This is a genomic window from Klebsiella sp. CN_Kp104 (assembly GCF_040064515.1).
Classification (GTDB): Bacteria; Pseudomonadota; Gammaproteobacteria; order Enterobacterales; family Enterobacteriaceae; genus Klebsiella; species Klebsiella aerogenes.
Genome location: NZ_JBEAII010000045.1, coordinates 88094 through 108225, shown reverse-complemented (window position 1 = coordinate 108225; position 20132 = coordinate 88094). Strand labels below are relative to the sequence as shown.

Below are 20132 nucleotides of genomic sequence, written 5' to 3'. Positions count from 1 at the left end.
GTGAATATTCATTATCTGAAATAAATATCAGGCAATAGTTATGAGCGAGAACACGCAGTTCGATTTTAAAAAGCACTGGCTTGCGCTGACGCCGGATGAGCGTGAAGCGTTCGCAGAAGAGGCAGGAACGACCAGCCATTACATCCAGACTCACCTGACGGGTAAGCGCAAAATGCCTGGTAAGGCATTGATGAATGGACTGTTTAAGGCATGCAAATCCCGCGAATGGGTTAAATCAAAGCCGGAGCTGGCTTACTTCTTCTACTCCTGATCCCCTAAAAATTCCCCTTCAGGCCGCCTTCTGGCGGTCTTTTCATATCTATTCGTACCTCAAAGGTAATAATCATCCATATACGGTTGATCTTTTTTCATGCTCAGCACAAAATGACCGATAACAATAACCAAATGGAGACAGCAAAGTGAAGATAGTTACCAGAATGGAGGCGGCGAAGGCCGGTCTTAACCGGTACTTCACCGGAAAGCGCTGCCGTAATGGTCATCTTGCAGAGCGTTATGTTCTGAACGGAACATGCGTTGAGTGCGCAATGAATAGCGCACACCGTCACCGCGATGAATTTACCTGCGCCCTGAAAGCTGCAAGGGGTGAGGCATGACATCCGCCGCGTATTACAACGAAATAGACCCTTTTGCAGCTCAATGGCTGCGCAACCTCATAGCCGCCGGGCATATCGCCCCAGGCGAAGTTGACGAACGGAGTATTGAAGATGTCACACCTGACGACCTCAGAGGATTTACCCAGTGCCACTTTTTCGCCGGTATCGGTGTCTGGTCCCATTCCCTCCGCCTCGCAGGATGGCCTGACGATCGCCCGGTCTGGACTGGCTCCTGCCCGTGCCAGCCTTTCAGCGCGGCAGGCAAAGGCGATGGGTTTGCTGACGAGCGGCACTTATGGCCCCACTTCTTCCATCTCATCAGCGAGCGCAGACCTCAGCATGTCTTTGGCGAACAGGTTGCAAGCGGTAACGCAAACACATGGTTCGACCTTGTACAAGCAGACCTGGAAGGAGTGGGATACGCCTTCGGGCTTGTGCCGTTTACGTCAGCGGGCATCGGTGCGCCGCACATCAGAGAGCGGGCCTACTGGGTGGCCAACGCCGACAGCGTCATCAGTGACCGGCGCGGGAACGTCTGGGCGCCAGGGCGGGATGAATATTCAAACAGCGGCGATGATGTCCGGCTGGCCGACGCCAACCACGATCGACAACAACCAGGTCAGGGGATTGGGTGCAGCTGCAAATGCGCCGAACAGGGGATCGACATTGGGAGGAGCCGCCAGAATGGCGGGCTGGGTGACACCAACGTCGCGCGACTGGAAAGACTCGGCGGGAATGACGGCGCAGCGGGACGGGAAGGAACGACTGGACCAGCTGCCGCGCCAGGCGTTCATGACGGGATGCCCAACTCCTCAAGTGAGCAATATCACCAATGCGACTACAGTGCAGATGAGCGGAGATGGTCGAGAAACTCCGAACAAAATCGGCTGGGCAGCGAGCTTATGCGGCCCCTTGAGGTTAACGGTTTTTGGCGAGATGCGGACTGGCTCTTATGTCGAGATGGGAAATGGCGTCCAGTTGAACCCGGCACTTTCCCGCTGGTTGATGGGGCTGCCGCGCGCCTGGGACGAGTCGAGCCCGGGGTGGCAAGAGTGGCAAGCAGCAACCGCGTCGGCAGACTAAAAGGCTACGGCAACGCCATAAACGCTCAGGCTGCCGCTGAGTTCATTCGTGCTTATGTGGAGGTAAACGATGGCCGGTGACTGGATAAAGATGCGCGCTGACCTTCATACGCATCCAAAAGTTGTCCGCATGGCGTCCGCATTGAAAGCGGACAGACTTCGGATAGTTGGCGGACTACATTCCGCATGGTGTCTTTTTGATGTCCATTCTGTTGATGGCTTTCTTGATGGTTACAGTCCTGAGACGCTTGATGATCTCATCGGATTTCCAGGCTTTGCCCGGGCGATGATGGCAGTTGGATGGCTTGAAGAAGATGGTGAAAGCCTAGTAATGCCGCGCTTTGAAGCCCATAACGGACAGTCTGCAAAGCGTCGGGCACAGGACGCAGACAGGAAAAGAGTTAAGAGAAATGTCGTCAAAATGTCCGCATCAGAAGCGGACGAAATGCGGACCAGAGAAGAGAAGAGAAGAGAAGATATAAAAGATATAGATCCCCCCAACCCCCCACGGGATAGAAAGCAGGTGAAACAGTATCCGTACCCTGAGCAACTCAATGCCAGTGCATGGGATGAGTGGAAAAGATATCGGGCTGAAATGCGATTCAAAGCCTATGCACCTACAGAGCGGAGCGAGGGAGCAGCTATCACAGAGCTGATAAACCTTTCTGGTGGAAACCATGAACGACAGATGCAGATCGTGAAGCAGAGCATGGCCAAGGGGTGGAAAGGGCTTTTCGAGCTGAAGGAATCACTTACCCGGCGGGATGTAAACGCCATATCTGTGCCGGATACGAGGATCCCGCAAGGATTCAGGGGCTGACATCCATCCTGATAAGCGACAGCGGCGCGGTAGCGCATTTTTTTACGCCCAAATTGTTACCTGCAAGGTAAAAATAAATGCGCATAGCTATTGAATATAATCCGTATATGGATTTAAATTACCCAAGAGGTAAATCATGAAGAAACAACTTCAGGCACTCGGAAGGCTCAAGTCTGGCCAGATGAACAAAACCGAAACCGCCTACGCGCAACAGCTTGAACTGCGTAAGCGTTACGGGGAAATCGCCTGGTACCGGTTCGAAGGTATCAAGCTGCGACTGGCTGACAACACGTTCTACACGCCTGACTTCGCAGTGATGCTTGCCGGCGGGCAAATGGAATTGCACGAAGTGAAGGGCTACTGGACAGACGACGCCAGGGTGAAAACCAAAGTCGCAGCTGAACAGTATCCGTTCCGGATCATCGGGGTAACGAAGCTACCAGCCAAAGCCGGCGGCGGTTGGAAGGTCGAAGAGTTCTGAATTGACGATCTTCATAGATATCAAATGAATCAATAAGTTAAGCGGGTAATCGGGGGTAATGATGGATCTGAATAAGTTAAGTCGTCGTCAGGCATGGATACTCGGCATCGGTGCATGCCTGGCAGTGTGGGGAGTGATTGTCTCGGTGATCGCTATTGGCGTCATGGTTGTTCGCAATGGGGTGTGCTCATGAATAACGAACTCACAGCAGCACTGTTAACTATCGAGAAGAGCAAAGAGGAATCAGGCTGTCCGGCTGGCGTAGACCTGCAGGACTGGGTGAAGCAGCTGGCGGCGGATAACTTGGCGCTAAAAGCAGGTGTCACTTACTTCGCATACTCGCCTGAATACGGTTTTGATTATTTCAAAGATAAACAGAGCGCTATCGACACAGCACAGGCGGAGATTGATGCATACCGTGAGGATGCAGACGACGGCTGGAGTGAAGATGTTAATCGCGTGTCATGGGGTGTCGTAATTCAGCAGGCTCAAGGCTTCGATGCCCAAGGGAAGCATACCTCCCATAGCCAGCATACCTATCAAACATGCGATTACCGGCTGGTTGACTTGGTATCAACTCCCGCCACCGATCGCATCGTAGCCGGGATTAAGGCTGATGGGGTGGCATTGGCTAAGTCTGCATTTGAGAAACATATCCAGTCTCCATCCTGCTATCAGGATGAAATGGTTGGAATGGAATCAGCGCTGAGCATTGCATGCCAAGTAGAGTCGCAGCTGCGCGAGAGGGCCGACAAATGACTGAACGCGGAATGATTTTTAACGGGGAAATGGTTCGTGCCATTCTCGACGGTCGGAAGACGCAGACTCGGCGGATTGTTAAAGGGACTGACGGCGCCGTGAAGTTCTGCAAGGAATGGGACATCAACGGAGAAGAGATTTTCGTTGTGCTCGGCGAAAAAGACCACACAGGAATGAACCCTGTTTTGGGTGCTATCTCATGCCCGTTCGGAGGCGTCGGCGATCGCATCTGGGTCCGTGAGACGTGGGCGCGCTACAACATCGACCAGAACAGCCACGACTTAGCGTACCGCGCCACAACTCCAGCAGACTGGCCAGAAGAAGGCCGCTGGCGTCCCAGCATCCACATGCCGCGATGGGCCAGCCGCATTCTGCTGGAAATTACAGACGTGCGGGTTGAGCGGTTGAACGCTATCAGCGAAGAGGATGCGCGAGCAGAAGGCATTATTGACGGTGGCTGTCTGAATTGCGGGGAACCTGAGCCATGCGGATGCGCCAATCCAGAGCCTGATGCTACCGATGCTTTTGCCTACCTGTGGCAATCGATTTACGGGCAGGAAAACTGGAATGCTAATCCCTGGGTTTGGGTTATCGAGTTCAAGCGCGTAGAAGGCGGTGCAGCATGACTGAAATCAACCGACTGATTGCCAGCCTCAAACGTCGCGCTGCCCATGCAAAAGATTTCGGCGACGATGTTACGTTTGTAAAACTTGAAGACCTTGATGTGCTGGTAGAGGCGCTGGAGAAGGCGCAGCAGGTAGACGAAGAACTTTGCAAGCTCCTGCCTCCAGGCGTTGAGTACATGGACCCACCAGACGGAGGTGATGTCACGCCGCTTGAAGGAGTGCGTCGAATGGTGGCTGATTACCGCCAGCGCATCGCCGAGCTGGAGTCCCGCACCGTCACCGTGAAGCTGCCAGATTGCGATTTGGCAGCCGTACAGCACATGTCTGGCGGAAGCAAGGATTACTGCAACGGGTTTGTTGATGGCACACAGAATGCCATAAGGGCTATGCGAGCTGCTGGCGTCGACGTCAGGGAGGCTGAGTGATGGCACTGACCAAAAAACAGCGCGCAGAATTGCGCATGAAATTTGGGGGCCGCTGCGCTTACTGCGGGTGTGAGCTTCCTGAAAAGGGCTGGCATGCTGACCACGTACAGCCTGTGGCAAGAATCTCTGAGCAGGATATGAAGGCCGCTGAAAAAGGAATTTTCAAGCTTAAAGCCACTGGAGATGTGCGGAATATCTACGCAGACACTTTGGAAAATCAGTATCCGGCGTGCGCTCCTTGCAACCTGTTCAAAACCTCTTACTCGCTGGAGATGTTCAGAAAACAAATCTCTCTACAGGTTGAACGGGGGAGAAAGAGCAGCGTTAACTTCCGCACCGCTGAGCGCTTCGGTCTCGTTGAAATCGTCGCAAAGCCTGTTGTGTTCTGGTTTGAAAAGTATCAAGCAGAAGGAGCCAACCAATGACCAGTAAATTAACCAGAGAACGTATCGAGCTAATCGCTAACTTTCATCGCGCAATGACGCTACCGCCAAGTCACGATGAAATTGAAGAGTTGGCCCGCATGGCGCTGTCCGCAATGGACAGCGAGCCGGTGGCGTACATTGGAGAGAGGATGCTAGAGGATCTGACTGAGGGATACAGGAGTTGCGGTCGCGTCTGGCCCTACATCAAAGATGAATTAAGCGGCGAATCCAGAATCCCTCTCTATCGCCACGCGCAGCCAGCGCCGGTAGTTGATGCCGACGATAATTTCTATTCGTGGTTTGGCAGGGAGTGGCAGGAGAATTATCAGCATAACCAATACACCACAGCAGCTAAGCAAATGCTGGGCGTGATGGCTGAATCTGCGTGGAAGGCTGGGCGCCGCGCCGCCATGCTCCAGGATGAACCTGTAACGACGGCTAACAAGTTGGGCAACTCTCCGGGAATTCCGGATACATGGATTCCGGTAAGCGAACGACTTCCAGAGGAAGGTGGTCGTTACTGGTGCTATGTGGAAGAGCAAAATGACTTGGGAAAATCCCACTATCAATGGAACTGTTCATGGAATGGGGAACGGTGGTGGGTTGAAAGCGAAAATGGCGGGATTGTTACCCACTGGATGCCGCTGCCAGCCGCCCCGCAGGGGGTGAAGTGATGACCAAGTGCAACGCTCTGCTTTATGCCATGGTGATTGGCTTCGGCCTGGCTGCTGGCATCCGGGTTTACATTGCCTGGGAATCATTAATCAATCTGGCGTGGAGTGCGATTCGTGGCTAAATCCCCAGCAGAACGCAAAGCCGCGCAGCGCGCGAGGCAGTCCGCCGCCGGTGAGCGCAAAATTGAACTGGTGCTGGATGAGCAGGAGCAGGAAATGTTGGCGCGCAATTGTGCCGCCCGGCGCCCTGGTCGTGATCCATATGATATGGCCGAGTATATCGCATTGCTGATCCGCCAGGATGATGCGCGGGTGCGCGGCCGTATAAATTCAATCAGCAAGCGACGCTGCGGTAAGTGTGGCGATGCGCTGCCGGTGGCGTCATGCCCGTGCGCTGGCGATTCTCAGTGCTGGGCCACACTCGGCTGGCACGAAACAAAATTACCTCTGTGACATGTCACGACGGATTGACTAAAGCCTCACACGATTATACTGTTTAAATATACAGTATTTTTATGTGAGGTCATCATGGGTTTTCCATCTCCAGCCAAAGACTACGTCGAGCGTACACTCTCCCCCAATATCCTGTGCCACATTGATGGTAATTGCCGGGTTATCGAAACCAGCGCCGGATACGCCGTTATCAACACCGCCATCAGGCCAAAGCAGGGTAGTAACATTCTGATATCTCTGTGCGGTCTCCTGCAGTTTGCAGTGGTGCGCGGTAAGGCAATTATCACCGAGGACGGCGAAACAATTGAAGGCGATGCGCTGGATGATGTCGACGTGAAAGGGGTGCTGACGTTCCTGGTTAATCGCGTCGACTGGCAGAGAGAAGATGATATTCCGATCATGTAACATCCTGGCTGGCATGATAGTATTACCATAGCGGTAATAATTACCCGGAGTGTTACCATGCCAAAGGACCCGAAACGAAAATCAACGCAGTTCAAGCCGCTGACAGTCCAGCAGGAGGCTTATTGCCAGGAGTATGTGAAATGCCCTGAGAACCAGACTCAGGCGGCAATTAACGCCGGATACTCACCAAATACAGCGGGAAAGTTCGCCAGCCAGAACATGCGCGATGCGCGTATTCAGAAACGAATTGCTGAGCTGATGGAAGACCGCAACAAGCGCCTGCGCGTCAGCGCTGATTATGTCCTGCTGCGCCTGGTTGAAATCGACCAGATGGACGTGCTGGATATCCTGAATGATGACGGCGGGATGAAGCCGATCGCTGAATGGCCGAAGGTCTGGCGTACCTCTCTCAGTGCTATGGATATCGCTACCATCAAGACGACCCAGGCTTCTCTGCAAAAAGAGAATGGAGAGGCGGATCTCTCTGTTGAGGATGTCGAGCATATCCTGAAGAAGGTGAAATGGCCCGACAAGGTGAAGAACCTCGAGCTAATCGGTAAGCACGTCGACGTGATGGCGTTCAAAGAGCGCATGGAAGTTAACGTGAATGTCACTATCGCCGACCGCATGGCCGCCGCGCGCAAGCGCCTGAAAGAGCACAATGGCGGTGACCAGTGACCAATGCCGTGCTATCCCCGGAAGAACAACTGATCGACGATATCGCCAGCTTCACGCACGACCCGCTGGGTTATGCGCTTTATGCGTTCCCGTGGGGCGAGGATGGCACAGAGCTGGCGCACGCCACCGGGCCGCGACAGTGGCAGGCTGATGCATTCCGCGAGATAGGTGAGCACCTGCAGAACTCGGCAACGCGTCACCAGCCGCTGATGATTGCCCGAGCCTCAGGTCACGGTATCGGTAAATCCGCTTTCATCTCGATGCTGATTAACTGGGGAATGTCCACCTGCGAGGATTGCAAGGTGGTGGTGACCGCCAACACCGACAACCAGCTGCGCACGAAGACCTGGCCAGAAATCATCAAATGGTCGAACCTTGCCATCAACAAAGACTGGTTTACCTGCACCGCCACGGCGATGTACAGCAACGATCCCGGCCATGACAAACGCTGGCGCGCTGACGCAATCCCATGGTCTGAGCACAACACAGAAGCGTTCGCCGGCCTGCACAACGAGCGCAAGCGCATCATCGTCGTATTTGACGAAGCATCCAACATTGCCGATCTGGTGTGGGAGGTGGCCGAGGGTGCGCTGACGGACGAAGATACCGAAATTATCTGGGTGGCGTTCGGTAACCCGACGCGCAACACCGGGCGTTTCCGCGAATGCTTCCGCAAATACAAGCACCGCTGGAAGTGCGCGAAGATTGATTCCCGCACAGTGGAAGGCACCAACAAACAGCAGTTGCAGAAATGGGTGGATGACTATGGCGAAGATAGCGACTTCGTGAAGGTGCGTGTGCGCGGGATCTTCCCTGACGCGTCAGAACTCCAGTTTATCCCTACAGGCCTGACCGACGAGGCCATGAAGCGAGTTGTCACTGCGGCGCAGGTGGCGCATGCTCCGGTGATTATCGGCGTCGACCCGGCTTATTCCGGCGTGGATGATGCGGTGATATACCTGCGGCAGGGGCTACACAGCAAAGTGCTATGGACCGGCAATAAGACCACCGACGATCTGATTATGGCGAAGCGTATCGCTGACTTTGAGGACGAATACAAAGCTGACGCCGTATTTATCGACTTCGGGTATGGTACCGGCCTGAAGTCCATCGGCGACGGATGGGGCAGGACGTGGCAACTAATCCCTTTCGGCGGTGGCTCCACCGACCCGCAGATGCTCAACAAGCGCGGCGAGATGTTCAACGCCTGTAAGACGTGGCTGAAACTCGGCGGCACGCTGGATGACCAGGAGACGGCTGATGACCTGTCAGCGGCAGAGTACAAGGTGAGAGTGGACGGTAAGATTGTCATGGAGCCGAAGGAAGATATCAAAGAGCGTCTTGGGCGGTCACCAGGAAAAGGTGACGCTCTGCTGCTTACGTTCGCCTTCCCGGTAGCGAAGAAACTGAATGACCCGCGACAGCAGCAGGGTAAGGCCATCACTGACTACGATCCGTGGGCGTAGCAAGGCTATTTCTAATGAAATCAATGGGCGCAAAATTGCGCCGGGTGAAGTTAAAAAAGGCCGCCTAAGCGACCTATCATCTCAATATGTTTCAAACGTCAGGATAAATCAGCGGCATCCAGTGAGTTACCTTCGTTGACCCTGAGTCAATAAATGCCTGAGTTCTTTGCCATGATCCGCCCATACAAGCCAGCCTGAACACGTCTCCAGTGTCACTTAGCGCTATGACATCTTTTGACCACCTGCCTTCCTGATTCTCTGGCGGGTGATCATCTGCGCTTATCCACAGGTCTTTAAAATCATCCATAACAACCTCGTCTAGTTGCTCGTCATGATATCAGTGGCAGGCGGTGACGATGCCGCTTTTCGGGAGCTACCCTAGCCACTGATGAATCTTAACACAGCCATCGGCGGGCAGATTGTGACATGTCACGGTATTATTTCCGCTTTCCGGCTTCGAGAATAGGAAGGTTAGCTTCAGTAGGGACGTAAATTACCTGACTCTTATTCTGCTGCAATCCATCAATCCATAAGTAACGTAAATATTCTTCATTGTTTCGCAGGCTATCGCCGATTATCTGGTTTGCTTTTGCTACTCCCTTTGCGCGCTCAATTTCTGCATCGGCTAACATGCGTGCGGATTCTTTTTTGGCCAGAGCTTCTTGCACCGCGATCTGTCTATCCTGAGTGGCACGTGCAAGAGAGGCTTTGCCAGCGAGATTGCTGCTCCATACGTTGTAATATGGGCAGCCTGCCATGCAAAGAGAGATTAGAACGGTAAAGAAAAACACAACATGGAGAACAATCGTCCCCCATTTAACCTCTTGATTACTGTAGTCGTAGTATCTACTCATGATTATCACCTTAAAAAAATGCCCGGCGAACCGGGCGAAATGGAAGCAATGAAGGGTGCCTTCCTTGGCTGGGTGTCACAGGGTTTACAGCATGAAGTCATCGTGATGGCGTCCTGCTGTAAAAAGGGCGGTGGTCAGAAAGGGAATAACTGCCACCGCCAAGTCTACACACAGCAATGTCTCTGGTACTGCATCACGGTCCTGAGGCGTGATTTGGTTGTGGCGCTGTGCGTCAGCATTTCCGTCGTCGCCTTGGTATCCGCCGCAACCGAACCAACTAGCATCTGGAAAACCACAACGAAGAGAGCACTGCGCCTGTATCGGTTAGCGTCACGGGTTTAACCGGTCACCCCAATGCTCTCATCGTTGCATCCTCGTCTCTTCCGAGGTGTCACACCGAACCGCCACAATGGTGAGTTGCAACTTCGTGCCTAAACGATGGCTTGCACATTCCGGCTACCCGCTCGGGGGTACAGAACAACAAGGAGCCCCGCCGGACCGATAACGACACATGTGCCATATGCCGTGTAAAGCACGGAGATGATGCTCCGCTATCCACCGCCTTTACTTTTAAGCCCCATTTACATCTGCGGTACTCCGGGCTACTGCACAAGCGGTTACATAACCACCTCCGCAATCAGTTACATGGATGTATTCTGCCATGCTCAGATAACTGCCTAAGCGTAAATCCCGTCATCGCCGAAGCTGATAAGAAATACGCCATTGCTGTTACCTAAAAGGTAATAATTGCAACCAATAAAGTCAATATACTACGCGAAATAATTCATATGTGGTTAAATTGGTAATAATTTAAACGCGTATGGAGTATCGATATGTGCATTGGCAGCAAGCCATCAGTACCTGCAGCACCAGAAGTTCAGGCAGCGCCGCAGGAACAGGATCAGGCTGTGGTCGATTCCCGCGATGAAGAAACCCGCCGCCGCCGCGCAGCCGCCGGTCGTAGCTCTACGCTGCTGACCAGTGCGCAGGGTGACACCTCCGCCGCCAATACCAGCGGTAAAACGCTGCTCGGTCAGTAACAGGAGCGCGGGATATGGCGGAAACCATTAAAGAGCAACTGCTGAAGCAGGTGGCTTTGCTCAATAACGATCGTTCTTCGTTCGAGCCGCACTGGCGCGAATTGAGCGACTTTATCAACCCGCGCGGATCCCGATTCCTGGTCACTGACGTCAATCGCAATGACCGCCGTAATTCAAAGACTGTTGACCCAACAGCGACGCTGGCAAACCGCACGCTATCAAGCGGCATGATGTCAGGAATTACTTCACCGGCGCGCCCCTGGTTTAAGCTGGCAACACCGGATCCTGACATGATGGACTATGGCCCGGTTAAGTTGTGGCTTGAAGCCGTCCAGCGCCGGATGAATGAGGTCTACAACAAATCGAATTTGTATCAGTCTCTGCCACTGCTCTACAGCAGCCTCGGCACTTACAGCACTGGTGCGATGGCAGTTCTGGAGGATGACGAAGACGTTATCCGCACCATGATGTTCCCAATCGGCAGTTACTACCTGGCGAACTCTGCGCGCGGCAGCGTCGATACCTGCTATCGCAAATTCACCATGACCGTGCGTCAACTGGTGATGGAATTCGGTATGAGCAACGTCAGCGCCTCCGTAAAAGGGCTGTGGGAGTCCGGATCATATGAAACGTGGATCGAAGTGATTCATGCCGTATATCCAAACATCGACCGCGATACCGGAAAGCTGGACAGCAAAAACAAGCGCGTCAAATCCGTTTATTTCGAAGTCGGCGGAGATAACGACAAGCTGCTGCGTGAGTCTGGTTTCGATGAATTTCCGATTATGGCGCCGCGCTGGGAAGTTAACGGCGAGGACGTTTACGGTTCATCCTGCCCTGGCATGATCGCTCTTGGTCAGGTTAAAGCTCTGCAGCTTGAGCAGAAGCGCAAAAGCCAGTTAATCGACAAGGCGACTAACCCGCCGATGATCGGTCCAACTTCACTCAGATCACAGCGCGTCTCTCTTCTTCCTGGTGATGTGACGTATCTGGATGTGATGACAGGCCAGGAAGGATTAAAACCTGCCTACCTGGTAAACCCGAATACTGCTGATCTGCTTGCTGACATTCAGGATACGCGGCAGATGATTAACAGCGCCTATTTCGTCGACCTCTTCATGATGCTGCAGAACATCAACACGCGCTCTATGCCGGTTGAGGCAGTGATCGAGATGAAAGAAGAGAAGTTACTGATGCTGGGCCCTGTGCTTGAGCGTCTGAACGATGAATGCCTGAACCCGCTTATCGATCGCACCTTCTCCATCATGGCGCGCAAAAACCTTTTACCACCTCCGCCAGATGTACTTCAGGGAATGCCACTGAAGATTGAATACATCTCTGTCATGGCGCAGGCGCAGAAATCTATAGGGCTATCAAGTCTGTCATCCACCGTTGGCTTTATTGGCCAGCTTGCTCAGGTCAAACCTGAAGCGCTCGACAAGCTTGATACAGACCAGGCCATTGACGCTTTCGCTGAAATGTCCGGCGTATCGCCAACGGTCATTGTTCCTCAGGAACAGGTTAACCAGATTCGTGAGGAACGTGCTCAGCAGCAGAAGCAGCAGCAGGCAATGGCAATGGGTATGGCTGCGGCGCAAGGCGCCAAAACGCTTAGTGAAGCGCAGACCGCAGATCCGAGCGTGCTTACTGCTATCTCTGGCGCCGTCGGCGCACCTGCAGGAGGTCAGCAATGACAGATATCGATGACGAAAAACTCAGGGCGGAGCGTGAACTAGAGGCGCGCGAGCGTGAGCAGCGCGATATCGACGATATCAAGTTTGTCATGGATAGCGAGAAAGGCCGCCGCGTCGTCTGGCAGATCCTGGTTGAAGGCCAGGTATTTGGAGCCTGCTTCAGTCCAGACCCATACGTTACAGCATTTAACGAAGGTAAGCGCAACCATGCGCTGTCGCTGTTCCAGCGCGTCATGGTGCATTGCCCTGATCAGTATCTGAAGATGGCCGCAGAGGCTAACGAGGTAACCAAATGAGCCAGTTACAAAAACAGCGCATCGTCCGCTTTGATGGCAATAAACAGATTGTTGAGGTTCCAGATCCTGCCGCTGCGGTTATTGGTCCACCAACAACTACCGATTACGGCGGAGTTAAGTTGGGCGCCACTATCGCAGCAGCCGCTGCGGCAACTGCTACCGCAGACACTGCATCGAGTGCCTCTGATGTAGCTGGTCTGCTTACTGACCATAACGACCTGGTTACGAAATACAACGCGCTTCTGACGGATGTCGCTTCGATTCGTACCACGCTGAACGCTGTCCTTGCGCAGCTAAAAGCCAAAACAATTCCTGTTTAAGGGGATAAGCAATGACTTTGTTCGAACGTTTGATGTATCGCCGCCTTTGCAATGAGCAGCCTGCTGACGGCGGCGCTGCTCCGGCTGCGGCATCCGAACCTGCACCGGCGGCCGGTGATAATCCTGCTGGTAACCCTGCGTCGACAGAAGCAGCTTCTGACGCTCCAGAAAACGGCGCAGACCCGGAAAAGCCGGAGGAAAGCAAAGCGCCTGATGATGGCAAGCAGGAAGAAAAGAAAGATGACGACAAGCCTGATGGTGCGCCAGAGAAGTATGAATTCACTGCCGCCGAGGGCGTCGACCTCGATACCGAAGCGCTGAAAGATTTCGAACCGGTAGCGCGCGAACTGAACCTGACCAATGAGCAGGCGCAGAAGTTGGTCGATGCATACCCGAAGATTCTGGCAGGTGTCCAGCAGCGCCAGGCGGAAGCATGGCAGGCGCAAACTGAAGAGTGGGCGGCAACTGTGAAGGCCGATAAAGAAATCGGTGGCGACAAGTTGACGGCAAACCTCGGCGTTGCGCAGCGCGCTCTGGATACCTTCGGTACGCCGGAGTTGAAGGAATACCTGAACGGTACTGGTCTTGGCAATCATCCGGAGCTGGTGAAGGCGTTTATCAAAGTAGGTAAGGCCATGTCGGAAGACGGCATGGTGACAGGTAAAGAAAACGGTCAGCTTAGTGCGGCCGAAGTGCTATATGGCAAATAAGAGAGGATATAACCATGGCTGTTAAAGGCATTAATGCGCTGACGCTGGCTGACTGGGGTAAGCGCATCGACCCAGATGGGAAGACTGATAAAATCACAGAGCTTCTCTCCCAGACCAACCCGATCCTGCAGGACATGCTGATCGTTGAAGGAAACCTACCTACAGGTCATAGAACAACTGTTCGCTCAGGGCTTCCCTCTGCAACCTGGCGCCTGCTGAACTACGGCGTGCAGCCGAGCAAATCTACCACTGTGCAGGTTACAGATGCATGCGGCATGCTGGAAACCTATGCGGAAATCGATAAATCACTGGCAGACCTTAACGGTAATACCGCTGAATTCCGTCTGTCTGAAGATCGTGCATTCATTGAAGCGATGAATCAGCAGATGGCTCAAACCCTGTTCTACGGTGATTCCAGCGTTAACCCGCAGCAGTTTATGGGGTTGTCTTCTCGCTATTCAGACCTGTCGGCAACTAACGCACAGAACATTATCGACGCCGGCGGTACCGGTACCGATAACACCTCTATCTGGCTGGTGGTGTGGGGTGAAAACACCGTACACGGCATCTTCCCGAAAGGTCAGAAAGCTGGGCTCCAGATGGAAAACAAGGGCCAGGTAACTCTTGATGATCCTAATGGCGGGAAATATGAAGGCTACCGCACCCACTACAAGTGGGATAACGGCCTCTGCCTGCGTGACTGGCGCTATGTCGTGCGCATCGCGAACATCGATATTAGCGACCTGTCCGACCCTGCGGCCGCGGCGAACATCTCCAAGCTGATGGTGAAAGCGCTGCACCGCATCCCTAACCGTGGCATGGGCCGCCCGGTGTTCTACATGAACCGTACCGTAGCCCAGGCTCTTGACCTTCAGTCTCTGGAGAAATCCTCCCTGGCGATCAGCGTCAAAGAGACCGAGGGAGAATGGTGGACCAGCTTCCGCGGCGTTCCGATTCGTGAAACCGATGCGCTGCTGGAAACCGAAGCCCGCGTGGTTTAACCCCTGACTATAACCAGCCGCTCGCTACCGGGCGGCTCAATGGAGAAACAAAGATGATCCTCGACAAACTGTTGATGTTCTCCGAAGCGCAGGCGGTTACTGCCACTGCTGCTTCTACCGACGTGATTGACCTGGGGCCAATCGACGGCACCCGCCGTGATATCGGCGTTGGTTATCCGCTGGAGTTCTGGGCGATGGTTAACACCACTGCTACCGCTGCTGGCGCCGCAACCGTCAATGTGCAGCTGCAGACCAGCCCTGACAACAGCACATGGACGACCATCTATGACAGTGGCGCGCTGGCGCTGGCGGCTCTGAAGGCTGGTAAGCGTGTGGTATCCGCGAAGGTTCCCGCAGGTGTGATGCGCTATCTGCGCGTTAACTACACGGTTGGCACTGGCCCTCTTACCGCCGGCGCGTTCACTTCCGGTATTAACCTGGATGTTGATGCGAATACCCCATATCCGACTCGCTCTAAAGTGACCGGCTAAGGAGATATCGATGTCAGCAGAAAAAGCAAAATACCGCGTGCTGCGTTTGTCTCATATTCACAACAACCTCTGGCCGGAAGGCTCTGAGGTTGAATATGACGGCGTTCCTGGCTCTGCGCTTGAGCCGCTGAACGAAGCGGCAAAGGCGGCTAAAGCTAAAGTCACTGGCAAGGCTGCAGTGGTCAATGCAGTCAAACAGTCTGAGCCGCTGAACGAAGAAGGCCATGGCGGTGATGATGCTCTGGATAAGCTCCGCGAAGAGTATGAACTGCTCTTTAACGAGAAGCCGCATCACAACACCAAACCCGAAACGCTCCGCGAGAAGATCGCCGAGAAGCGAAAAGATTTAGGCGTCTGAGCCTCAGTTTAAACCAAGGGGCTCAGGCCCCTTTCTTGTAGGAGCGTTCTATGGAAATGGTCAATCTCAAAACCGGTACCGACAGCTACCAGGATGAAAGCGGTGAAACGAAGACTCGCGATGAATATCCGTGGGGGCTATGCATCACACTGAACAATGACACCCTGAATAAGCTGAAGGCGCAGCCGCAGAATGTTGGCACTGAGGTGATGATTACGGCTAAAGCAGTGATTAAAGGCATCTCGGCACGTGAAGGCGACGATGGCACTTTCCGTAGTGCGGATCTGCAGATCACTGATATGGCACTTGCACCAGTGTCCGGTGAAGAACCGAAGACCGCGGCTGAAACTTTATATGGTGAAGGAGGCGAGTAATGGCCTCAGTTATCGAAATTTGCAACCGCGCGCTGAGCAATATCGGCAATAACCGCAGCATTAACAGCCTGAATGAAGCCAGCAAAGAAGCCGGGCAATGTTCACTTTATTACGAATCAATTCGTGATGCTGTCCTGGCAGATTTCGACTGGAACTTTGCCACGAAGACTGTAGCGCTTGCTGACACTAATAATCCGCCGCTGGACTGGGATTACGCGTATACGTACCCAACGGACTGCCTGAAGATTATTGAAATCCCTGTTCCTGGTATCCGGTACCCAAATGCAGCGATGCGTGTGCAGTATACCGTCGGCGCAGACAGCGCCGGCACGGGGCGCCTGATTTACACCGACCTGCCGCAGGCGTGGCTGCGATATGTGGCGCGCATCACTGATGTGAACATGTTCGATTCAATTTTCCAGGAAGCGCTATCCTGGCGCCTGGCCGCGGCTATTAACATGGTACTCACTGGCAATGCTGACCTGGGCAATAACGCTCTCAGCATGTATAGCCGGATCATCCTTAGCGCCAGCTCGCACAGCATGAACGAATCGCAGGAGCCGCAACCGCCTGTTGACCCCTTTACTGAAGCGAGGATGTGCTGATGGCTGTTAGCTGGATACAACCGAGTTTCTCCGGCGGAGAGATTGCGCCATCGCTATACGGCCGCATTGATATGGCCAAGTACCAGGTGGCGCTGCGCAAGTGCGATAACTTTATTGTGCGCCAGTATGGCGGTGTAGAGAACCGCCCGGGAACACAGTTTATCGCCGCGGCAAAATACCCTGATCGTAAATGTCGCCTGATACCGTTCCAGTTCTCAACGGTTCAGACCTACGCGCTGGAGTTTGGTCACAACTATATGCGCGTTATCAAAGATGGCGGCCTTGTGCTGACCACTGGCGATGTAATTTACGAACTGGCGACGCCGTATGCTGATAGCGACGTTTTCGGCCTGAAGTTCACGCAAAGTGCAGATGTGATGACGATCGTTCATCCTTCATACCCGCCAAAAGAACTACGACGCTACGCGCATGACAACTGGCAGATTGTCGACGTCGAAACAAAGAATGGTCCGTTTGAAGATATTAACGTCGATGAATCAGTTACCGTTTATGCCAGCGGCACGACCGGGGCGATCACTCTCACTGCGAGCAGTGCCATTTTCGGCAGTGAGCAGGTAGGGAAATTATTCTATCTTGAGCAGCCTGCCGTTGACTCAGTTCCGGTATGGGAAACCAGTAAGACCACCGCAATTGATGATATCCGCCGCGCCGACAGCAATTACTACCGGGCGAACACAGCAGGTAAAACCGGTACGCTGCGACCATCGCATACCGAAGGGATGGCCTGGGATGGATGGGGCGGTACTGGTGACGATGATACTGGTGTGCAGTGGGAATACCTGCACAGTGGATTTGGTATCGCGAGGATCACTGCTGTCGCCGGCGACGGCCTGTCTGCTACTGCTGACGTTATTTCGCGTATCCCTGAAAATGCCGTAGGCTCAGACAAGGCGAGCTATAAGTGGGCGCGGTATGCATGGAATAGTGTCAATGGCTATCCGGCGACGGTCGTCTATTACCAGCAGCGGTTGTACTTCGCAGCTTCCTCAGCTTATCCGCAAACCATCTGGGCCAGCCGTACTGGCGATTATAAAGACTTCGGAAAAAGTAACCCTGTTCAGGATGATGACCGGATCGTTTATACCTACGCCGGGCGCCAGGTGAACGAGATCCGCCATCTTATTGATGTTGGATCACTGGTTGTTCTTACCTCCGGCGGGGAGTTTGTTGCCACCGGCGATCAGAACAAAGTGCTTACGCCTTCCTCTTTCTCTCTGAGTTCCCAGGGTTCAAATGGTAGCAGCGATGTGCCGCCGATAGCGGTTTCAAACATCGCACTGTTTATCCAGGGAAAGGGTAGTGTTGTGCGGGACCTGGCCTATTCGTTTGATGTTGATGGGTTCCAGGGTAATGACCTGACAATACTCGCTAACCACCTTTTCCAGAAGCGCAGCATTGTTGACTGGTCATTCTGTATCGTGCCTTTCTCCAGCGCGTTCTGCGTGCGTGATGACGGTAAATTACTGGTCCTTACATATCTGCGTGACCAGCAGGTTTTTGCCTGGTCTCCGCAATCCAGCGCCGGCAAATATGAAAGTACCTGCGGCATCGGTGAAGGCAGTGAAGACGCCATTTACTTTGTGGTAAACAGAACCATTAACGGGCAGGTTGTACGCTACATTGAGCGGCTGTCCAGTAGGCAGTTTACTAACGACCTCGATGCTTTCTTTGTTGACAGCGGGCTCAGCTATGACGGACGAAACACTGCAGGCAGAGCAGCAACGATAAGCGGCGGCAGCGGTAGCTGGAGTTATCAGGTGCCGTACACTCTGACAATGAGCGGTAGCTCGTACTTTTCCGCCGGCGACGTCGGCGCACAGATTCAGTTTCCGTATACCGGTACGGATCCGGTTGATGGCACTGATGTAGCCATGCAGTTGCGTTGTGACATTATTTCAGTGGAAAGCGGCAACTCAGTAACCATAACCGCAAACCGCGATATTCCGGAAGTTCTCCAAAATACCGCAACTGCAAACTGGACAATGGCCAGACAAACCTTTTCAGGGCTTGAGCATCTGGAAGGGCAGACCGTCAACATTCTTTCCGACGCCAGCGTAGAGCCGCAGAAAGTCGTCACCGGCGGCGCCGTAACGCTCGAAAAGCCTGGCGGTGTGGTGCATATCGGGTTGCCGATAAACGCACAATTCGAAACGCTGGACATCAATATTAACGGCCAGGAAACGCTGCTGGACAAGAAACAGCTAATCAGCACCGTAACGCTGGTAGTAAATGCCAGCAGAGGGATATGGGCGTCCACGCCCGGCGGCCAGTGGTATGAATATCCACAGCGCGAGTTTGAGTTTTACGACGATCCTGTTGAAGACGCTACCGGGAAAGTAGAAGTGAAACTGGACAGCATTTGGGAAAAGAACGGACGTTTAAAGATCCGACAGACTGACCCGCTACCTCTTTCTGTCCTGGCTGTTATACCGCGTATTACGGTGGGAGACTTCTGATGATTAATGCTCAAATCGTCCCGGCCACGGCTGCTCATATCGCTGAAATTCTCCCGTTAGTGCGCGCCGCTGACCTGCAGGAGTTTTCTGCAACCAATGGCTGGAGCGCAAAACGAGTGCTGGAATGCGGCCTCAAAACATCAACGTTCTGCTGCGCCGGGCTGGTTAACGGCAAGGTGGTGACAATCTTTGGTGTGGCGCCGGCTTCAATGATTGGTGGGAGTGGCATCCCCTGGCTGGTTGGCACTGATTCCCTTGAAAAATATCAGCGCACATTCCTGCGCCGCTGCCGGAAAGTGGTCAATGCAATGCTGACGGTTTACCCGTATCTTGAAAACTATGTTGATGCCAGAAACTACGTCGCAAAGGCGTGGCTCCACTGGCTTGGCTTTACCCTGGAAGACCCGGCGCCGTATGGCGTGCAAGGCCTGCCGTTTCATCGATTCCACATGGAGAGAAAATAATGTGCGAACCAGCAACGATCGCCGCCGGCGCGACATTAGTTATAGGTGCGATGTCAGCCTACAACCAGAACCAGCAATCAAAATATCAGTCAGCGGTAGCTAGCCAGAACGCGGATATTGCTGAAGCACAGGCGCAGGATGCCGTTAACCGAGGAAACATTCAGGCGGCAGAGGTGCAGCGTCGAAACCGGCAGGCAGCGGGAACCCAGGCTGCCACGATGGGAGCGACAGGGGCTGATTTAAGCACTGGCACATCACTGGACATTTTCGGCGACACTGCGCAGTTTGGCACGCTTGATGCGCTTACAACTGTGAACAACGCACAGCGTGAGGCGTATGGGTATCAGATCCAGTCTGTTAATTATGACGCAGAGGCTAAAGGTGTTCGTAGTGCTGGCAAAGCCAATGCAACCACGACCCTGCTTTCTGCGCCTCTTAATGCCTTTGGTGCATATAAAACATTCGGTGGGACATGGGATCCATTCAGTCAGAAATCAGCGCCAATATCTGCGGCCGTCGGCACCAAAACCGGGCGATAAG

The 20132-nt window shown here is 53.6% G+C and carries 30 protein-coding genes; 28 read left to right on the top strand and 2 right to left on the bottom strand.

Going from position 1 to position 20132, the window contains the following annotated elements; translation table 11 throughout:
* The first annotated feature begins 40 nt into the window (after nucleotides 1–40).
* From ABLU80_RS23465 to ABLU80_RS23395, 15 genes are all read left to right on the top strand, one after another.
* Nucleotides 41–271 carry a hypothetical protein gene (locus ABLU80_RS23465; protein ID WP_032723170.1) on the top strand — a complete coding sequence of 77 codons (231 nt, stop codon included), beginning with the start codon at nucleotides 41–43 and terminating at the stop codon, nucleotides 269–271.
* 148 nt (nucleotides 272–419) lie between these two features.
* Nucleotides 420–614, top strand: a complete 195-nt coding sequence (locus ABLU80_RS23460) for a hypothetical protein (RefSeq protein ID WP_071609827.1) — start codon at nucleotides 420–422, stop codon at nucleotides 612–614.
* A complete protein-coding gene (locus ABLU80_RS23455; RefSeq protein ID WP_348850526.1) occupies nucleotides 611–1777 on the top strand; it encodes a DNA cytosine methyltransferase in 1167 nt (388 codons plus the stop codon). The genes ABLU80_RS23460 and ABLU80_RS23455 overlap by 4 nt, the downstream gene beginning before the upstream one ends.
* Nucleotides 1767–2516 (top strand): DNA replication domain protein, encoded by a 750-nt coding sequence (locus tag ABLU80_RS23450; protein ID WP_181481947.1) that lies wholly within the window; start codon nucleotides 1767–1769, stop codon nucleotides 2514–2516. Before ABLU80_RS23455 ends, ABLU80_RS23450 begins: the two co-directional genes overlap by 11 nt.
* A gap of 136 nt (nucleotides 2517–2652) precedes the next feature.
* Entirely contained in the window at nucleotides 2653–2997 is a 345-nt protein-coding gene (locus tag ABLU80_RS23445) for a DUF1064 domain-containing protein (RefSeq protein WP_047075472.1), read from the top strand.
* A 189-nt stretch (nucleotides 2998–3186) separates the two neighbouring features.
* On the top strand, nucleotides 3187–3756 hold the full coding sequence (locus ABLU80_RS23440; protein ID WP_348850525.1) for a hypothetical protein: 570 nt from the start codon (nucleotides 3187–3189) through the stop codon (nucleotides 3754–3756).
* Nucleotides 3753–4382, top strand: a complete 630-nt coding sequence (locus ABLU80_RS23435; protein WP_348850524.1) for a morphogenetic protein — start codon at nucleotides 3753–3755, stop codon at nucleotides 4380–4382. Before ABLU80_RS23440 ends, ABLU80_RS23435 begins: the two co-directional genes overlap by 4 nt.
* Nucleotides 4379–4807 (top strand): hypothetical protein, encoded by a 429-nt coding sequence (locus ABLU80_RS23430; RefSeq protein ID WP_348850523.1) that lies wholly within the window; start codon nucleotides 4379–4381, stop codon nucleotides 4805–4807. Before ABLU80_RS23435 ends, ABLU80_RS23430 begins: the two co-directional genes overlap by 4 nt.
* Nucleotides 4807–5232 (top strand): HNH endonuclease, encoded by a 426-nt coding sequence (locus ABLU80_RS23425; RefSeq protein WP_348850522.1) that lies wholly within the window; start codon nucleotides 4807–4809, stop codon nucleotides 5230–5232. Before ABLU80_RS23430 ends, ABLU80_RS23425 begins: the two co-directional genes overlap by 1 nt.
* Nucleotides 5229–5906: a DUF551 domain-containing protein gene (locus ABLU80_RS23420; protein ID WP_348850521.1), complete on the top strand. Its 678-nt coding sequence runs from the start codon at nucleotides 5229–5231 to the stop codon at nucleotides 5904–5906. Before ABLU80_RS23425 ends, ABLU80_RS23420 begins: the two co-directional genes overlap by 4 nt.
* A complete protein-coding gene (locus ABLU80_RS23415) occupies nucleotides 5906–6028 on the top strand; it encodes a hypothetical protein (RefSeq protein ID WP_025269968.1) in 123 nt (40 codons plus the stop codon). Before ABLU80_RS23420 ends, ABLU80_RS23415 begins: the two co-directional genes overlap by 1 nt.
* Nucleotides 6021–6359 (top strand): hypothetical protein, encoded by a 339-nt coding sequence (locus ABLU80_RS23410; protein ID WP_348850520.1) that lies wholly within the window; start codon nucleotides 6021–6023, stop codon nucleotides 6357–6359. The genes ABLU80_RS23415 and ABLU80_RS23410 overlap by 8 nt, the downstream gene beginning before the upstream one ends.
* A 75-nt stretch (nucleotides 6360–6434) precedes the next feature.
* A complete protein-coding gene (locus ABLU80_RS23405) occupies nucleotides 6435–6764 on the top strand; it encodes a hypothetical protein (RefSeq protein ID WP_348850519.1) in 330 nt (109 codons plus the stop codon).
* Between the two features lie 57 nt (nucleotides 6765–6821).
* Nucleotides 6822–7442, top strand: coding sequence for a terminase small subunit (locus ABLU80_RS23400; RefSeq protein ID WP_348850518.1), 621 nt, complete (start codon nucleotides 6822–6824; stop codon nucleotides 7440–7442).
* Entirely contained in the window at nucleotides 7439–8908 is a 1470-nt protein-coding gene (locus ABLU80_RS23395; RefSeq protein WP_348850517.1) for a terminase, read from the top strand. The genes ABLU80_RS23400 and ABLU80_RS23395 overlap by 4 nt, the downstream gene beginning before the upstream one ends.
* Before the next feature lie 91 nt (nucleotides 8909–8999).
* Here ABLU80_RS23395 and ABLU80_RS23390 read toward each other — a convergent pair whose 3' ends face one another.
* Together ABLU80_RS23390 and ABLU80_RS23385 are read right to left on the bottom strand one after the other, a co-directional pair.
* Nucleotides 9000–9215, bottom strand: coding sequence for a DUF551 domain-containing protein (locus ABLU80_RS23390; protein WP_348850516.1), 216 nt, complete (start codon nucleotides 9213–9215; stop codon nucleotides 9000–9002).
* Between the two features lie 130 nt (nucleotides 9216–9345).
* The gene (locus ABLU80_RS23385) at nucleotides 9346–9762 is read right to left on the bottom strand and encodes a hypothetical protein (RefSeq protein ID WP_196796016.1); all 417 of its coding nucleotides are present in this window, start codon (nucleotides 9760–9762) and stop codon (nucleotides 9346–9348) included.
* Between the two features lie 833 nt (nucleotides 9763–10595).
* Between ABLU80_RS23385 and ABLU80_RS23380 the strand changes: the two genes are divergently transcribed.
* Genes ABLU80_RS23380 through ABLU80_RS23320 form a run of 13 tightly spaced genes read left to right on the top strand, consistent with a single transcriptional unit; the run spans nucleotide 10596 to nucleotide 20131 of the window.
* Nucleotides 10596–10802, top strand: coding sequence for a hypothetical protein (locus ABLU80_RS23380; protein WP_196565202.1), 207 nt, complete (start codon nucleotides 10596–10598; stop codon nucleotides 10800–10802).
* A gap of 14 nt (nucleotides 10803–10816) precedes the next feature.
* On the top strand, nucleotides 10817–12496 hold the full coding sequence (locus ABLU80_RS23375) for a portal protein (protein ID WP_348850515.1): 1680 nt from the start codon (nucleotides 10817–10819) through the stop codon (nucleotides 12494–12496).
* Nucleotides 12493–12792, top strand: coding sequence for a hypothetical protein (locus tag ABLU80_RS23370; RefSeq protein ID WP_116348964.1), 300 nt, complete (start codon nucleotides 12493–12495; stop codon nucleotides 12790–12792). The genes ABLU80_RS23375 and ABLU80_RS23370 overlap by 4 nt, the downstream gene beginning before the upstream one ends.
* Nucleotides 12789–13112, top strand: a complete 324-nt coding sequence (locus ABLU80_RS23365) for a hypothetical protein (protein WP_047062726.1) — start codon at nucleotides 12789–12791, stop codon at nucleotides 13110–13112. Before ABLU80_RS23370 ends, ABLU80_RS23365 begins: the two co-directional genes overlap by 4 nt.
* Nucleotides 13113–13123: 11 nt before the next feature.
* Entirely contained in the window at nucleotides 13124–13822 is a 699-nt protein-coding gene (locus ABLU80_RS23360) for a peptidase (protein WP_348850514.1), read from the top strand.
* Between the two features lie 14 nt (nucleotides 13823–13836).
* On the top strand, nucleotides 13837–14823 hold the full coding sequence (locus ABLU80_RS23355) for a major capsid protein (RefSeq protein ID WP_348850513.1): 987 nt from the start codon (nucleotides 13837–13839) through the stop codon (nucleotides 14821–14823).
* Nucleotides 14824–14876: 53 nt separating this feature from the next.
* Nucleotides 14877–15314, top strand: coding sequence for a Bbp16 family capsid cement protein (locus ABLU80_RS23350; protein WP_079953708.1), 438 nt, complete (start codon nucleotides 14877–14879; stop codon nucleotides 15312–15314).
* 10 nt (nucleotides 15315–15324) lie between these two features.
* Nucleotides 15325–15672, top strand: coding sequence for a hypothetical protein (locus tag ABLU80_RS23345; RefSeq protein ID WP_348850512.1), 348 nt, complete (start codon nucleotides 15325–15327; stop codon nucleotides 15670–15672).
* Between the two features lie 50 nt (nucleotides 15673–15722).
* A complete protein-coding gene (gene gp10 / locus ABLU80_RS23340) occupies nucleotides 15723–16046 on the top strand; it encodes a capsid staple protein (RefSeq protein WP_348850511.1) in 324 nt (107 codons plus the stop codon).
* The gene (locus tag ABLU80_RS23335) at nucleotides 16046–16651 is read left to right on the top strand and encodes a hypothetical protein (RefSeq protein ID WP_260767375.1); all 606 of its coding nucleotides are present in this window, start codon (nucleotides 16046–16048) and stop codon (nucleotides 16649–16651) included. The genes gp10 and ABLU80_RS23335 overlap by 1 nt, the downstream gene beginning before the upstream one ends.
* Complete coding sequence (locus ABLU80_RS23330; RefSeq protein ID WP_348850510.1) at nucleotides 16651–19128, top strand: hypothetical protein; 2478 nt, start codon at nucleotides 16651–16653, stop codon at nucleotides 19126–19128. The genes ABLU80_RS23335 and ABLU80_RS23330 overlap by 1 nt, the downstream gene beginning before the upstream one ends.
* Nucleotides 19128–19592 (top strand): hypothetical protein, encoded by a 465-nt coding sequence (locus ABLU80_RS23325; RefSeq protein WP_348850509.1) that lies wholly within the window; start codon nucleotides 19128–19130, stop codon nucleotides 19590–19592. Before ABLU80_RS23330 ends, ABLU80_RS23325 begins: the two co-directional genes overlap by 1 nt.
* Nucleotides 19592–20131, top strand: coding sequence for a hypothetical protein (locus ABLU80_RS23320; protein WP_348850508.1), 540 nt, complete (start codon nucleotides 19592–19594; stop codon nucleotides 20129–20131). Before ABLU80_RS23325 ends, ABLU80_RS23320 begins: the two co-directional genes overlap by 1 nt.
* The last annotated feature ends 1 nt before the right edge of the window (nucleotide 20132 follow it).